The organism is Paenibacillus sp. YAE3 (genome assembly GCF_057546105.1).
This window is the reverse complement of sequence record NZ_BAAIYF010000004.1, coordinates 1-14,604: the sequence shown is the minus strand read 5'-3', so window position 1 is coordinate 14,604 and position 14,604 is coordinate 1. Positions and strand designations below refer to the sequence as shown.

Genomic DNA, 14,604 nt, shown 5'->3' with positions numbered 1-14,604 from the left:
TATTTCATAGCAGTTTGTATCCTAATAAAAAAGCCGCGGATTCCGCGGGCCAAGAAATACATGATGCATCCATGTTTGTTTCGCTTTCGTTTGGTTTTAAAAAAATGCAAGGCTACTCGGGAACTTCCATATACCCGGAGACCCCTTTAATGTGTGTCACCTGTTCCCATCAAGGGGCAAGCCCTTTATTTTAATCATTAGCTTTCGGGTCTCTTTTCCCAAGGCGTCAAAGTGCCTATAACCGTTCTTTTGGCGCCGCTTTTGATGCCGTTGATGACCCCGTTTGATATTTCTTCGTGCGTAAGCCAGCGGGATGCCTCATCTTCAATGACGAAACCAAGTTTGACCTGATGAACGGTACGTTTCGGAATGTCGCCGATTTCTTTCGCGATTTCATCGAGATTCGAACGGCTGCCTGTAACGTGATACAAGCTCCACTCCCGGTCCGAAGCCGATTTGATTTCGTTACTGATGGCGTGGATGATTTTCGGGTAATTTCCACGAATCCAGGCAACGACAATGTTATAGGCGCCATGGGCAGCGATAGAGCTGCGGATCCCGCCGGTTAACGATTCCTCGTCATTATAATCCATCAGAAGGGGAATGATGTTTGGACTGGCCTCGGTCAGCTTCTCCATCTTGGAACGGCTTCGGCCAATGACAGATACCGTATACCCTTGATCGGCCAGCCATAAAGAAGCTCCGGCAAGCATTCCCGAACCGCCTACGACTAATGCATGTCTCACTCTAGTTCCTCCTTTTTACGGTGAAAATACGGCCCGCACATCGATTCATGCGTGTGTATGAACGGCCACTTAAAATTTTTTTCAGATACGTCCATGTCCTGCTTGGAATCAAAATCGGTGTATCACTTTCGTAAAGATAGTCACTCTATGTTAATGATATTATAATGATTAAAAAACAAGTGAACCACATCATTTTTTAAGACGAGGTATGAACATGGAGATTGTAACTTTTTTGGATCACAATACTTTTAAAACAGAAGCCGACCATTTGTTTATGGAGCAAAAATCAATCATAAAGGCTGTGTTACCCAATGCAGATGTACAACACGTAGGAAGTACGGCAATTCCCAACAGTTTAACGAAAGGGGACTTAGACATTCAGGTTCGCATTGAGCCCGCCGAATTTGAAAATGCAGTTGAAGCATTGTCAAAGTTGTATGCGCCTAACGAGGGAAGTATACAAACCGAATCGTTTAGAGCATTTAAAGATGATACGACGATTCCGCCTTTAGGAATTCAATTAACCGTCGTTCATTCCGAGTTCGATTTTTTTTGGAAATTCAGAGATGTGCTGTTAAGCCATGATCGTTACAGACAGAAATACGATGAGTTAAAGAAAAAATACGAAGGCAAAGACATGGAGCTTTATCGTCAGGCCAAAAATGATTTCTTCGAATGGCTAATGGAAACACCTGAATTTACCATGTTATAAGAGCTTCTCGTGCCAATGTAATTTCGCCGAAATCTGCCGTTAAGACTAACGGTTTTGGCTTTGATTTGGATCATAAATCCCCTCTCTGCTGGTTTATTTCTCCCTGCTTTCCTCATAGACGCGAAGCCATTCCTTCCCGGAAGCCCACGGGGCATCCGGAGCTTGATCCTTTAACATGTCCTCGCATGCTTTGGCGATGATCCATTCTCTCAGGCCGTTGTCCGGGCTTTCTTTTAATTCATTGATCAAATAATCCAATCCTTCATTACCGGTGTTTAGCACCTCGCTGTATCCTTCCAGGTTTGCGTTGATATAGTCCGCAGGGTTGCTTGAGGCTTGAATCTTGCCATTGGAAATGATTGCATCCAAATGTCGATCAATGATCGAAAGAGCTTGCTGCTGCGATGAATTTGGACTGCAGGCAGTAACCAAAGCGAATATAAAAAGGGAAAGCATAATGCGTTTCACGATACCTCGCCTCCATTTTCCAAGGTCCTTGCGCCATTACTTCGAATCTGGCTCCACACTCCTAGCTCTCTTAGTCCCAATCCATAAAGGCCTGGACGGTTAACTTTTCCTTTCTGCAATCCGGGCAATTCAGCGCGGCATCCTCAGGGATATATTCCATAGGTTTCGGCGGCATGGGCGCCGAGCAGCGCGGGCAGGCATACCGATTGGTGTAAGTATCGGCGGCCGACTCCATATGCAAATAGATTGCGTTTAAAAGGTAACCGCATGACTGGCATACATACAAACCGTCAAAGCAATCATAGGTCGATTCCTCTTCATGTTGAATAAACTCTGCGATTCGTTTTTTGCCCTCTTCTTCCTCGTACCATTCCTGAATCATGCTCAAACTGCAGTATCTAAATCCGATGCCTAAAAATACCTCTTGCTTATAGGAGCAGCGCCCGCAGTTTAATTGGTATGCTTCACCCATGAACTCGCCTCCCAAGCTTTATGCAAACCGATCATCCCCAAACCTTTCTTGCTTTGATCAATAGAAACAACGGAATTTTCATTCTTCGATGATACGTCTCCGGATTGTGAAAGTTCTCTTCCCGCGGTTTGGATTCCTTCAAACTTTCGATGACAAACCCCGCTTTTTGCAGTCCGCCAAAATAATCCTCGATGGTGCGGTGGTATTTGATCACCTTTCCTACGACCAAATCATAAGCAGATGCAGGAAATTCCCATGCCTCAATCGCGGTATGAATGACTTTCCCGTTGGCCTTCGGCAGCGTCTCCTGCGCGAGCTCGACCATTTTCTCCGAACCTTCGATTCCCGTATAAGAACGGGCCCCCAACCCTAAGAGCTCCTTGCCGAATGCAGCGGTACAGCACCCCAAATCCAAGACGTTTTTTTCTGTGACATCGCCTATTAAGTCCATGAAAACAGGTTTTTCGATCGTATCGTTTGCGTTTTCGTTCCATCGCCTGCGTTCAAGGTATTTGTTCAGAAGTTGCTCGTCGTCGTAAAATTGCGATCCTTTGTAAGCCATTGCGGGTGATTCCCTCCCTTACTCTCTGAATGATATTCCCGGCATGCCGAATGTATTAGAAGCTTACCGGGGCATGAGCGTAATCGCTGCTTTTAAAAACGTTATCCCGTCTTCATCAGCGGCTTCTTATTAAACAAAGCCTGGCTACGATAACCATTGGCTTTCATCACCGTGATTTCCTCCTGAAAAACGAAAAAAAGCTGTGTAACTGTGATATACTGTTTATATTATAAACACTTTTAGGGGAAGACGGCTACGGTCGAATGAGGGGGTACATTCTGATGAGCAATGACGATATGACACCGGAAGAAGCAGCGGCAATGATGCTTCCCGCCGGCGCTGCGCTCGGCTGGGGATTGGTCAAGCCGCCGCAGCGGGGGCCCAAGCGGGAAATGAGCATCGACCTGATCGTGTCGAAGGCGATAGAGATCGCGGACCAGGACGGCCTCGCCGCCGTCTCGATGAACCGGATCGCGTCCGCGCTCGGCTTTACGGCGATGTCTCTCTACCGCTACATCCCGAGCAAAGACGACCTGCTCATCCTCATGCAGGATGCGGCATGCGATATTCCGCTGCCTCCGGAGCGCCCCCCGCATGAATGGCGGGAGAGCATGCGCGAGTATGTGCTGGGAACGGTCGCTATTTTTCAGAAACATCCATGGTATGGGGATATTCCGATTCTCGGCATTCCGATCACGCCTAACAATCTACGGATCGTCGATTGGGCGCTCCGGCCGCTGCGGGATATGCCCCTGGACGATTTCGAGAAAATGTCGATCGTTCTTCTGCTGAGCGGCTATGCCCGTAATTGCGGGATGCTCCGGCGTGACATCGATCGGGCGGTTCAGGCCGGTTCGAGCGAGGAAGCGTTCAGCGGCATCAATTATTCGGCGGCGCTGCGGACGCTGGTCAAGCGGGAACAATATCCGAACCTGTATCCGATCGTCATGTCGGGGGTTTATTCGGGTGAGAAAGAGGCCGAAAACACCGTGGGCGACGATTTGGAATTTGGACTGGAACGGATGCTGGACGGGATCGAACAGTATTTGAACCGGAAAATGGGCGGCGGCACAGCCCCATAAAGCTGCAGCTAAAAAGGCTGCTTCCAGGAATCCATCCTTGGAAGCAGCCTTTTTCATTAAAATGCCGAGTTTACGCGGCGGTGCTGACGGCCTTTTTCTTGTCACGGAGCAGGATGACCGTGACTGCAGTGGCGAGCAGCAGGATAACCGCGGAAACGATGCAGGTCGCATGCATGGCGGTGATGAAGGCTTCCGTCGGCAAAAGCCGGGCGGCGGCCGATGCTCCGGCGATGGTCTGCCCGGCTGCCCGGGCAGCCTCCGGCGCAAGCTCCGTGGGCAGGAACGGAGTGACCGCATGGCGGTAGACAGCGGCGAGGACGCAGCCGAGAATCGCGATGCCGAACGCCCCTCCGAGCTCATTGGACGTTTCGATGAGTCCGCCGACGGCTCCGGCGCGATCATCCGGGGCCACGCCCACGACATAATCGGTAACGAGGGTCATGACGGAGACGATTCCGGCCGCAACCAAACCGGCTCCAATGAGCAAAACGACCAGCGGCGAGAAGCCCTCCAGGCGGATCTGGGACAAAACGCCGAAGCCGACCGCCGACAGGACGAAGCCCCCGGCCATCACCCGCGGTCTCCCGCAGGTTTGCGACAATTTCCCGGCAATCGGCGCCGCCGCGGCGACCACGATCGAAGGCGCCACGCTCCAGAGGGAAGCGACGAACGGGGAATAGCCAAGAACCGACTGAAGAAACTGGGTACAGATCAATGAGCTGGCCATAAGGGTGAATGCAGCGATAAAGTTCACGAGAATCGAACCCCCGGTCCGCCGCTCCATCAGCGCGCGGATATCCAGCAGCGGGTTGGGGATGGTCCATTGACGCCGCACGAACAGGACTCCGACAAGCAAGCCTGCTGCGAGCAAAGCTGCGGGAAGGATCGCCCAGCCCTCTTCCGCAAGCGTCTTCACGCCGTAGGTTACGGGCAGGATCGCCGCCAAAGCGAGAATCGAGCTGAAGACATCGACCCGGCTTTGTGCCGTGCTGCGGGACTCCGGCAGCAGGAACGGCGCAATGATGAGCAGCAGCGCCATCGCGGGGATATTGATGAGGAACACGGAACCCCAGGAGAAAGAGTCCAGGAGCAGGCCGCCGATAATCGGCCCGATGGTGACGCCGCCGGCCATGACGGCGCTCCAAATTGCCATCGCCTTCATCCGCTGCGCCGGATCTTGAAACATCGTGCGAACAAGAGCCAGCGTCGACGGCATGAGGGTCGAACCGGCGATGCCCAGAATGGCCCGGGCGAGAATCAAGGTTTCGGCCGTCTGGGCATACGCTGCAAACAACGAACTAAGCGCGAAGCCGACCGAACCGATCATCAGCAGCCGCCGGCGTCCATCGTGAGGAGCAGGCCGGCGAGAATGAAGCCGTAAACGTCGAAAATCCACAATTGCTCGGTGGCGGTCGGCAGTAAATCATCGGCAATGGCGGGTGCGGCAAAAAACAGGATGGAAACGTCCATCGATACGACCATCAGCGGGAGACACAGGATGCATAGCGCGATCCATTCCTTGCGGCCGGCCGCTCCGGCCGTTGCGGGGGTTGCAGTGCTCATCATAAATCCTCTCCTTATTGTTTGTGATATAAACAGTAACTTTTGAAAACAGTATATTATATAAACAGTATATGGTCAACACAAATTGTGCGCATATAACAAAAAAAGGCGCTAGCCTTGTGGGCCGCGCCTCTTGCACTACAACATTATTTTTGATGGTTTAGTTGTTCGAAAAACCGCAGGTTCGTGTCGAAATCCGGTACGCTTTGGGTTGCTTCGGCTTGTTTCACCAGTTGAACGACCAGATCATTATAAGGCGTCAAAATGCCTTTCCCCTTTGCAAGCCGCGGTACGACCCCATTGATATCATCGATTTCCGTCTTGCGTTTTTTCTCCAGGTCCTGCAGCATGCTTGCTTTGAGCCGTCTCGACGATTTCATGAACCCCCGAAGCGTCTGCACGCGTGCCGGAAGGTCCTCTTCGCTTTGGATTTCCAAAGACGCCAGATCAAATCCGTTCATTGGGGCAAAGGTTACGCCGTTCGCATGACCGACTTTGATCGTCTCATCCGCGATATGCGCGGCGCTGACAACGCTGACCTCATGATCCAACACCCCGCCGAACTCCGTATTCAGCGCAGCCGATAACCCGCTAAACGCATTGTTGATCAGCAGTTTGGACCATTTGGTCCCCACCAGGTTGTCGGAAATGTGCGTGCCCCCCACAAGATCCAAAATCGTTTTGATCCGCTGGATTCTTTCCGTCCGTTCGCCGTTTAATTCCCCGATTTGAAAAGCATAGCTTTTAAAATGGCTGTACTCTGTCGTAAGGCTTGAAATTCCCGGTTCCATGAACGTTGCGCCAAATTCGACCGACCCGGCGATGACGCGTTCCCGGCCCACAATGGACGCCACCTTTTCTTCAGGGATGCCGTTTTGCAGGGAAAGCACGACGCTATCATCGCCTAAAAACGGCAGCAAATTCTGCAGAACGGAATCGTTATAAAGCTGCTTGGTTAACAGCAACACCAAATCGTAAGTTCCGGACATGTCATCAGGAGTGATGGCTTTCACCTTGGCTTGAAAATCCGTCGTGCCGGTAATTTTTGCGCCGGATTGGTTTAACGCGTCCACATGGGCTTGGTAGACATCGATCAGCTCCACGTCTTGTCCACCCGCAGCCATGTAGGCTCCGGCAATGGTTCCCAATGAACCCGCTCCTAAAACTGCAATTCGCATTTGAAAATCCCCCTTTTTACTTTTCGGCCAAATAGTCGTACACAACCGTTGGAGAAGCCAACGACAGCTCGGTGACGATATGGGAAGCCGATACGACTTCCAGCACAGGCAAATCGGCCATCGGCGCAAGCGCATGGGTGAATAGCTCCAGCCTAGCGGGGCCTGACCAAGCGCCAAGGATTTGAATATCCGTGATTTGGCTCCGGACCAATTCGCAGATTCTGGGGTAACCGTCGTAGCCCGGCATTTTTTTCAGCATATAGTTCGGTTTTACGATTTCGTGAAGCGCCTCCGCATGGTCCAGCGGAAAATGCTTATACCCCATGGTAGCCGTAGCGACCCTCAAAGTGCCGTAATCCAGAAGCCCTACCAAGGTGTCGGAATCGACGTACAGACTCGGCTTGCCCAGCTTTTTAGGATAGGCCGCGATTTCCCTGCCGGATGCAATGGCCGGAAAGCTGTCCACATACATGGCATGAAGATAGTCGCCTTCCTCCCCTTCAAAGCTTACCGGTATGACCTGTCCGCACTCCGTGTACGAGCCGAGCCCCGTTACGTCCGGCATCTTCATGATTTCGAACTTGACGAGCGGCTCCGTCACCTCCAAAGGCTCCGGAACGATTTTTTTCAATCTATCCAGATCCGTTTTATATAAAATGTTCAAATATTCGCGATGATAAAATCGATACGGGCCTAAAGGAAACGCCCCCGCATCAAGCGGAGTCGTAAACTGCTTCACCACTTCATCCTTTTTCACCTGAATGCACCTTCCTTTTGCATTTATGCTGTCCTGCTGTTCAATCCCTATCCCTATTCTACATCGCGGTTTTACATTTAATCTAATACATAATAGAATATAAATGCATTTATCAAAATAAATGAATGAGGTGCTAAAAGATCCATGGAGCTGCTCCAATTAAAATATTTTCAGACGGTGGCCTATACCGAGCATATTTCCAAGGCCGCGGAACAACTGAATATTGCCCAGCCTTCTTTAAGCCTGACCATCAAGCGGCTGGAAGACGAATTAGGCACAAGCCTTTTTCTCCGAAAAGGAAGGAACATCGAGTTAAGCCCCTCCGGAAAAATCCTTTTAAAACATGTGAACAAAATTTTTACCGAGCTTGAAAATGCAAAAACGGAAATACTGGCGCAGGGGTATGAACATGACCGGACCATCAGGATATCGATCTCCAATCCGAGATTTCTCTCGGGATTGATCAGCGAATACATTACCCGGCATCCGGATACGAAAATACACCAGGAAGTCGGGGAAAGAACCGAAATCATGACCCGCTTAAAAAAGAGGGAGATCGATTTAGGCATCGCAGGCGGTCCGCCGACCGCGGATGAAGAAATCGAAAGCTGCGTGCTGGTGGATGAGGACATCGTGTTGGTCTTGCCTTCAAGCCACAAGCTGGCGGGCAAATCCGAAATTTCATTAAGCGAAGTTGCCGCCGAACCGTTTATATCCTTGGCCAACAACGAAGAATATCGCGGTTTTACGACAAGCCTTTGCGAAAGAGCCGGTTTCGCGCCCAGCAACAATTTCGAAGTGGATTCTCATCTATTGGCGGAAATCATAAAACTGGACCAAGGCGTGGCGCTGCTCCCCATTTCGGCATGCAGAACACTCGGCTTGCATTACGTCAAAATCACGGACATCGACCCTGCCTATACCGTCAGGTTGTCGTGGGTCAAAGATCGTTTGTTGTCTCCGGCCGTGACAGAGTTCCGGGATTTTATCATTTCCTATTTCAAAGAAAACAATGATATGTATAAGGTGTATTGATGCGGTGATATCCGTGTAAAACATAAAAGCCGGCGGCTGCCGGCTTCCACTGTCTAACGGTTTTATTCAAAATCGACCTGTTTATCCAAAATCAGTTCTTCGATTGGATGATCCATAAACACGGCGCTTGGGACCAAAGAAAATTCAATCTGTTCAAGGGTTTCAGGGAGCGGCGGAGAAACAACGAATTGCAGTTTCGAATGTGATCCTCCTCCATAGCTTCCGTGTCTTCCTACAGCAAACGGCCGATCGCTGAAAACTTCGAGCATGAGATTTGGCTTTAAATGAACCCCGCCGCTTTTTTCCTCATCCAAAAGATTGATTTCCACATGCACAATGCTTACTTGTTCATGCTGCATGGCATGGGTAAGGATGTACTCGCATGAATCGACGACGGTTTTCTTCATGATTGATACCACATTCAACAGGGGGCCGAACTCATTCGGAAAATGAGGAGCCATCTTCGGCTGCAAATGATGGAGAATTAACCGGATTTCTAATTCATCCATTTCGAACGCTTTTGCCCATTCCGTTAGTTGCTCGTTTGGCGGAGAAAATCTTTTGCCTGTCGTCATCGACCGGCGAGTCGAAATCAATTTAATAATCTGCTCATCGATTGCTTTGACCTCTTCATTATATTCATATCAAATTCTCTTACTTCACCCCAGCCCATTAATTCATCTCCTTAATTTCTATTTTAGTGATTCGCCGGCTTAGTGATGCGGAGGATGTGGAGGATGTTCGCGTAAAAGCTCCTTAATTTCCCTCAATTCCTCCAACATTTCCTTCGTAAGCTTATGGGTTTGAGAGTTGTCGATCCCCAGCTTCACGACGAATACGCCGAAGAACAAAGACAAAACCAGCAGCAAAATAAATTGGGTAAAATCCAAGGTATGACCTCCTTTTTTAGGATACATCTATGGTGCCCCATGACCTTATCCATGACCTTATTTATCTGCCAGAACCGTAAACTCCCAAGGGATATTTTCATTGTTCCATCCGCGATGTTCATCAAACCTCTTCAAGGTAAAACCTGCTTCAAGAACGGCATTGATAATATCACTTAACGTATATAACCGGACGGATACATCGGGAAATCCCGGCTGCTCTTGCTCATCAAAAAATCCCTTGTACGCTACGTCACCGCTTTTTAATTCCGTATCAAAATATTCAACCTCTCCTTGGCTCAACAAACATCTTCTTAACGGATGGAAATCGCTAAGAATCATTTTTCCCCCGTCTTTTAACAACTCATATAGGATGGACATGAACTTGCCGAGATCGCCAAAGTAATGCAGAATCCCTCCCTCCAAATAGAGAAGGTCAAAATATCCCCTGTACTTGTCCAAATCGATGTCGTAGACATCCGTAACGATATAATCAATGGATGTATTTGCAGCTTCGGCCAATTCCAAGGCATATTTTTGGTTTTCCTCGGAAATATCGAAGACGGTAACCTCTGCTCCCAATAAGGCCAACGGCACCGCCTTCCTCCCATTCGAACCGCAGAGATTGGCGATCTTGTTGCCTGCAATGTTTTCGAAGTGATGTTTGTGCTTTTTCAATCTGGCCAGAGGATTTTCTAAGATTTGAATGGCTTTCTCCGTTGGCGAACCGTCTTTTTTATGCCAAAACTCATAGGCTCGATATTCCCACGCTTTTTTGTTTTGCTCACTTTGTCCGTTCAAGTGGATGGCCCCTCTCTAATGGTGAATGGTTGTTTCTCCCGACGGTTTGCGGATTCGGGTCTTATTTTTCAAGAAAGCCTATGTAAAATCGTTGCCATCATCTTGTCCCAGTCCCGATCCGTGTTGTCAATCACCAACGAACCAATCGGGAGCACCTTGAGGGCGTCCAGTTCCAACGTTTTTCGGCGAATATAATAGGCAATGGTTTCTTCGCTCGCCCACTTCGGTTTGGATCGAATACGGGCCGTATGTTCCAGAGACTCTCGCACGCTGCGTTGAGACATATAAAATAACACCGGGTTTAACGGTCTGAGGATCTCGGCTAATATGGCCAGGTAATCAATGATTTCACGTCCGCCGGCTTCGGGATACAACCTGTGGATGTCATGAATTTGGTGCTGAAATAAGACGCTCTCGAAAATCGTGACGCGCTCTTGTTTCATCGCTGCCGCTGCAAATTTTTCAAATCGTCTGCAAAATACCTGCTTAAAGGTATCAAACGGAACAACGGGACGGTCAGAATAACAAAATTCTTTGGCGCGCAAATCCTTCAGAAGCGTATCATCCCGGGGATCCGGTTCAGGCGATTGGTATGGCGTGAGCACATATTCATCTTCTATAACGGAATGATGCTCTAACTCGTTCGTAGTCAGATAAGCGTAAAATGGAAGATCAATCGGATGCTCGCTGCCTTCCACAAAAACGACCGATTCCGTCCCCTTTTCTTCAAAATAGGTGTGCAGCAGCTGTGAAGTGGTGGTTTTCCCCGATCCGGGAATCCCCTCGAATAAAATCAGTTTTGCAGCGGTCACAGATTGTCCTCCTAGTGAAAGTTTCTATGTACTTACTTTTCGGATAACGTTCCTGTATCTACAAACTCGAAAGGCTTAAGGGCACAAAGTGACCGACTACGTTTGCGCAGTTAGCCTCGCAGAAGTTGTCTGCTGAATACGCTTCTCTGAATCCTTTCGGCAGACAAAGGAGTGTAGCCACGCAGCGTAGATATGTTGTTATATGATGGGCATGCCTTCTTCGAGTTAGCTGAATAGCTCTTCTAGGTAGCTCTTTATAATATCTCTTCTAAATTCTTCATCTACTAAATGAATTTCATCTTTAGTAATCCACTGGTACTTAAATTTGCTCCCTCGATCCCCTCCATCACCTGTCCCAATATATTCCCACTCTTCTGGTAGTTTTCTATCTGGTACAATAAGAAAATCATGTCGTTCCACATTTGAATCTATAAATGCCTTGTAATAATATTGAACTCCGAGTTTCTTTGTCATCAGTAAATTAGTCAACCCAGACTCTTCCAGGACCTCTCTAAATAAAGCCACTTCAGCCGTATCTCCAGGATCAATATTTCCACCAGGTAACCTAAACTGTACACCGGGCACATTTGAGTAAACTAATAATTTTTTTCTTCCCACCGGATCAGTTTGTACGATAAAACCGAAGGATTTTCTCTTTAGGGGTTTATTAGCCTTCATTGAGTTATCTTCCTCATAATTAGATTTTATAACCGTTGCATGCTTTTCACATAACGTCTTATTCACGAACTTCGTAAATAGTTCCATATTTAGGGTGTTCGCTAAAACTTTTGAATTATCCTGCCCGTTAGCTTAAAAGGCGACCCACCGAATATTTTTAATGCCTTGCCTTCAACTGTTAATATGCTAGGAAGCTAAAAACTGATCCCCCATCACCTTTCCGAAGTCGCCCATTATTTTCAACTTCCGACTATCGAACAAGGGACTTTCTTTGGCCAACATCTCACCGATCGTTTTTAACGGCAGATCACAAACATAACCGATCCGAGCTATTTGCTCATAAGCAGCTACACTTATGTAATGGAGCAATCGCTTTTTTCTTATCACTTCGTTCCTTTCTCTGTTCTCCCGCCATATTTACCTCCGCCTTTTTTACCATACATAAAAAGAAGCCAAATGGGCGCATATCCTGCCCATGGCTTCTTTGGGTTGCTTTATTTTAATGAAGGACCAAATAACTCACGAAGATAATCCCGTCGCCCATGTAAAATCCGATGAATAATCACCGTATCTTCAATTACCCGATAAAACACTAAATAAGGGTGCACGACAATGAATCGGTAACCTCGTTGCAGTAAGGGAAAATCATCTTCCGACAAAACGGACCCCATATAAGGGAACTCCGCAAGATTTGAAATTTGATCGTCTAGTTTTTGCAACAAATTTTCTGCAGCTGAAACATTGTCCTGAGATATGAATGAAAAAATTTCATCCATATCATCAACCGCAGCCGGAGCATATTGGACCCTATTCCTTGGCTGCATCGATCTTCCTCCGGATTCTTGAAATAACCTGGTCGTGATCGAGTAATGCTTCCCCTTCGGTTACCTGTTTCTCAGCAATCAAAAGCTTTGACTGTAATTTAATCCGAGCTTCCATCCGGCGATAAGCCTCATGGCTCATAACAACAAGATCAGCTTCGCCATTTCGTGTTAAAATAACCGGTTCGTCGAGTTCATGACAATATTTTGAGAAACCATTATAATCCTGCCGGATTGTGGTTGAGGGCTTAATGTTCATTTTGCACTTCCCTTCTCCAAATGACATTATTCTGACATTATTATATCATTAAAATCAACACAATAACCACCAAAAGGGAAAATGTGCTAAGTAATTTCTATCGACCGAATTGCTGTATTCGGCTCCAATTTTCGAACATCATTCCCGTGCACAATTCCGAGGTGATATGGATACACTGATAGTATTAGACAACTGCCCAAAAACAGCCAAGAGCGAACTTCGCCCTTGGCTTCTTTTCTTCAATCCAACCTCACTAAACATCCATATTCGAATATCTGTGCTTGCGAATCATTTGGCTGACTCGACCTTGGGTAATGCCAAATTGCTGTGCCCATTCCCTTTGCGATGCATCCGGATTGGCTTCCATTACTTTCACCAAGTCTTCCCACGAAACCTTTTCTTTTCTTCCTCTTTTACGTGTTGTTTCATGTAAAACGAAATCAGATCCTTCGTCTACAACTTCTATAGTTACCGCCACCTCGGGCTCACTCACTTCAAATCCATAAAATGCTTTAAATTCAGCTAAACAAGAAGCACATATAAACTTCTCACGTAAGTAAATAAGCCTCTCGATCGAGCCGCAGAACAAGCACTCTTGCGACCGGTATTTACGGAGCATGATCTGCTTGGACTCTTCATCAATAAAAATTTCAAGGGGATCCCCTATATCCACGTGAAGCGTGCGCCGTAATTCAATAGGGAATACAATCCGGCCAAGTTGATCTAGCTGGCGAGTGATACCCGTGCTTTTCATCTTAACTCCTCCATAAAGAACGGTTTATCCGTGCCTTTTTACCTTGTCCTCAAAATGTATACTACAGTGTTTGAAAAAACTCTTAAATATTTGATATAAATGGTAAAATAAATCTAGTATTTTGTATAGGAGGATTAGAATGAGAAAATGGTCGCTTTTAATTCTTTCAGTAACCATGCTAATGGCTGGCTCTGCTTGTAGTAATGAAACTGAAAAGCCTGCCGAAGCAAAAAAAGAAATAGTTGAGAAAAAAGAGGTAAAGAAGGAAGAAACAAAGAAAGAAGGGACAAAAAAAGCCTATGGATATACAGCCGATGGTGCTTATACTTGGCTAAAAGAATCAGGATTGGTTTCTGGAGAAGCAAAAAATGTAACAGAAAAATTTGCAGGTTCCGAAGGTTTAGTGAAGGCTGTGAGAACAGCTGAAGCTGATATCTTTGAATTCGAAAAAGATGAATATGCTGCTAAATATCATAAACCAGAAATGGATTCTTATGCAGTTAAGAACATCTATATTTTGATTAAAAAGGGCCAAGACAATGCCAAAAACTTCGTAAAGGTCTTAGAATCAGGTAAACCCATAACAAATTTACAAACGTCATACGCTTCGAATGAGCAAAAAAAAGTTGCCGAATTGATGGAAAAGGATTCTGATTTCCTGCCGGTAGTTGAAGCTTATTTTGCTTTGCCGAAAGATCAAAAAACAGCCACATGGGATAGCTTCATGGCGAAAAAGATCGTTACTTGGTCTGGTACAATTGCAGACTTAGATGCTATCGGAGACAGCATTGTTGTTTATGGCGGAAAGAACTATAAAAATGAAGATTGGTTAACGATCAGTACAAAAAAGAAAGATATGATGCCCTATACTTTCATCGTTGAATTAAAAGATGAGTGTTTTGCATAATTCCGTTTCAGAGAAGAAGCGATAGCATATTCACTGTCGTTAAGGGGTAATTTTCGAAAATGGTATTATATGGATGAAGAAAAGGGCAGACTTGCAGAATTTTAGAACAG

Annotated in this window: 20 protein-coding genes; 4 read left to right on the top strand and 16 right to left on the bottom strand. The window is 47.0% G+C overall.

Features of this window, described 5'->3' with window-relative positions:
* Window positions 1-197 precede the first annotated feature (197 nt).
* Complete coding sequence (locus AC27KL_RS08675; RefSeq protein ID WP_212949261.1) at window positions 198-746, bottom strand: Rossmann-fold NAD(P)-binding domain-containing protein; 549 nt, start codon at window positions 744-746, stop codon at window positions 198-200.
* A 214-nt stretch (window positions 747-960) separates the two neighbouring features.
* On the opposite strand from AC27KL_RS08675, the gene AC27KL_RS08670 reads away from it, so the two are divergent.
* Window positions 961-1,458: a GrpB family protein gene (locus tag AC27KL_RS08670; RefSeq protein WP_212949265.1), complete on the top strand. Its 498-nt coding sequence runs from the start codon at window positions 961-963 to the stop codon at window positions 1,456-1,458.
* A 93-nt stretch (window positions 1,459-1,551) separates the two neighbouring features.
* On the opposite strand, the gene AC27KL_RS08665 is transcribed toward AC27KL_RS08670, so the two are convergent.
* The 3 genes from AC27KL_RS08665 to AC27KL_RS08655 all read right to left on the bottom strand — a co-directional run bounded on the left by AC27KL_RS08665 (window position 1,552) and on the right by AC27KL_RS08655 (window position 2,960).
* Window positions 1,552-1,926: a hypothetical protein gene (locus AC27KL_RS08665; protein WP_212949267.1), complete on the bottom strand. Its 375-nt coding sequence runs from the start codon at window positions 1,924-1,926 to the stop codon at window positions 1,552-1,554.
* Between the two features lie 70 nt (window positions 1,927-1,996).
* Window positions 1,997-2,398: a hypothetical protein gene (locus AC27KL_RS08660; RefSeq protein WP_212949269.1), complete on the bottom strand. Its 402-nt coding sequence runs from the start codon at window positions 2,396-2,398 to the stop codon at window positions 1,997-1,999.
* A gap of 31 nt (window positions 2,399-2,429) precedes the next feature.
* A complete protein-coding gene (locus AC27KL_RS08655; RefSeq protein WP_487169444.1) occupies window positions 2,430-2,960 on the bottom strand; it encodes a methyltransferase domain-containing protein in 531 nt (176 codons plus the stop codon).
* A gap of 281 nt (window positions 2,961-3,241) precedes the next feature.
* Between AC27KL_RS08655 and AC27KL_RS08650 the strand changes: the two genes are divergently transcribed.
* Window positions 3,242-4,042 carry a TetR/AcrR family transcriptional regulator gene (locus tag AC27KL_RS08650; RefSeq protein ID WP_487169443.1) on the top strand — a complete coding sequence of 267 codons (801 nt, stop codon included), beginning with the start codon at window positions 3,242-3,244 and terminating at the stop codon, window positions 4,040-4,042.
* Between the two features lie 70 nt (window positions 4,043-4,112).
* On the opposite strand, the gene AC27KL_RS08645 is transcribed toward AC27KL_RS08650, so the two are convergent.
* The 4 genes from AC27KL_RS08645 to AC27KL_RS08630 form a co-directional block, all read right to left on the bottom strand.
* Window positions 4,113-5,369, bottom strand: a complete 1,257-nt coding sequence (locus AC27KL_RS08645) for an MFS transporter (protein WP_487169442.1) — start codon at window positions 5,367-5,369, stop codon at window positions 4,113-4,115.
* Window positions 5,369-5,605, bottom strand: a complete 237-nt coding sequence (locus tag AC27KL_RS08640) for a hypothetical protein (protein WP_487169441.1) — start codon at window positions 5,603-5,605, stop codon at window positions 5,369-5,371. Before AC27KL_RS08640 ends, AC27KL_RS08645 begins: the two co-directional genes overlap by 1 nt.
* A gap of 146 nt (window positions 5,606-5,751) precedes the next feature.
* Complete coding sequence (locus AC27KL_RS08635) at window positions 5,752-6,783, bottom strand: ketopantoate reductase family protein (protein WP_212949276.1); 1,032 nt, start codon at window positions 6,781-6,783, stop codon at window positions 5,752-5,754.
* 16 nt (window positions 6,784-6,799) lie between these two features.
* Window positions 6,800-7,546 (bottom strand): acetoacetate decarboxylase, encoded by a 747-nt coding sequence (locus AC27KL_RS08630; RefSeq protein WP_487169680.1) that lies wholly within the window; start codon window positions 7,544-7,546, stop codon window positions 6,800-6,802.
* A gap of 138 nt (window positions 7,547-7,684) precedes the next feature.
* On the opposite strand from AC27KL_RS08630, the gene AC27KL_RS08625 reads away from it, so the two are divergent.
* Complete coding sequence (locus AC27KL_RS08625) at window positions 7,685-8,575, top strand: LysR family transcriptional regulator (protein WP_487169440.1); 891 nt, start codon at window positions 7,685-7,687, stop codon at window positions 8,573-8,575.
* Between the two features lie 62 nt (window positions 8,576-8,637).
* On the opposite strand, the gene AC27KL_RS08620 is transcribed toward AC27KL_RS08625, so the two are convergent.
* From AC27KL_RS08620 to AC27KL_RS08585, 8 genes are all read right to left on the bottom strand, one after another.
* Window positions 8,638-9,171 (bottom strand): hypothetical protein, encoded by a 534-nt coding sequence (locus AC27KL_RS08620; protein WP_487169439.1) that lies wholly within the window; start codon window positions 9,169-9,171, stop codon window positions 8,638-8,640.
* 117 nt (window positions 9,172-9,288) lie between these two features.
* Window positions 9,289-9,465, bottom strand: coding sequence for a hypothetical protein (locus AC27KL_RS08615; RefSeq protein ID WP_339322078.1), 177 nt, complete (start codon window positions 9,463-9,465; stop codon window positions 9,289-9,291).
* Window positions 9,466-9,522: 57 nt separating this feature from the next.
* Window positions 9,523-10,263, bottom strand: coding sequence for a class I SAM-dependent methyltransferase (locus AC27KL_RS08610; protein WP_487169438.1), 741 nt, complete (start codon window positions 10,261-10,263; stop codon window positions 9,523-9,525).
* A 68-nt stretch (window positions 10,264-10,331) separates the two neighbouring features.
* A complete protein-coding gene (locus AC27KL_RS08605; protein WP_487169437.1) occupies window positions 10,332-11,075 on the bottom strand; it encodes a P-loop NTPase family protein in 744 nt (247 codons plus the stop codon).
* Window positions 11,076-11,300: 225 nt separating this feature from the next.
* Window positions 11,301-11,753 carry an NUDIX domain-containing protein gene (locus AC27KL_RS08600; protein WP_487169436.1) on the bottom strand — a complete coding sequence of 151 codons (453 nt, stop codon included), beginning with the start codon at window positions 11,751-11,753 and terminating at the stop codon, window positions 11,301-11,303.
* 494 nt (window positions 11,754-12,247) lie between these two features.
* Complete coding sequence (locus AC27KL_RS08595; RefSeq protein WP_487169435.1) at window positions 12,248-12,577, bottom strand: type II toxin-antitoxin system RelE/ParE family toxin; 330 nt, start codon at window positions 12,575-12,577, stop codon at window positions 12,248-12,250.
* Window positions 12,561-12,833 carry a type II toxin-antitoxin system Phd/YefM family antitoxin gene (locus AC27KL_RS08590; protein ID WP_036713353.1) on the bottom strand — a complete coding sequence of 91 codons (273 nt, stop codon included), beginning with the start codon at window positions 12,831-12,833 and terminating at the stop codon, window positions 12,561-12,563. Before AC27KL_RS08590 ends, AC27KL_RS08595 begins: the two co-directional genes overlap by 17 nt.
* 253 nt (window positions 12,834-13,086) lie before the next feature.
* Window positions 13,087-13,587, bottom strand: a complete 501-nt coding sequence (locus tag AC27KL_RS08585; protein ID WP_487169434.1) for an AbrB/MazE/SpoVT family DNA-binding domain-containing protein — start codon at window positions 13,585-13,587, stop codon at window positions 13,087-13,089.
* 139 nt (window positions 13,588-13,726) lie between these two features.
* Between AC27KL_RS08585 and AC27KL_RS08580 the strand changes: the two genes are divergently transcribed.
* Window positions 13,727-14,494: a hypothetical protein gene (locus AC27KL_RS08580; RefSeq protein WP_487169433.1), complete on the top strand. Its 768-nt coding sequence runs from the start codon at window positions 13,727-13,729 to the stop codon at window positions 14,492-14,494.
* The last annotated feature ends 110 nt before the right edge of the window (window positions 14,495-14,604 follow it).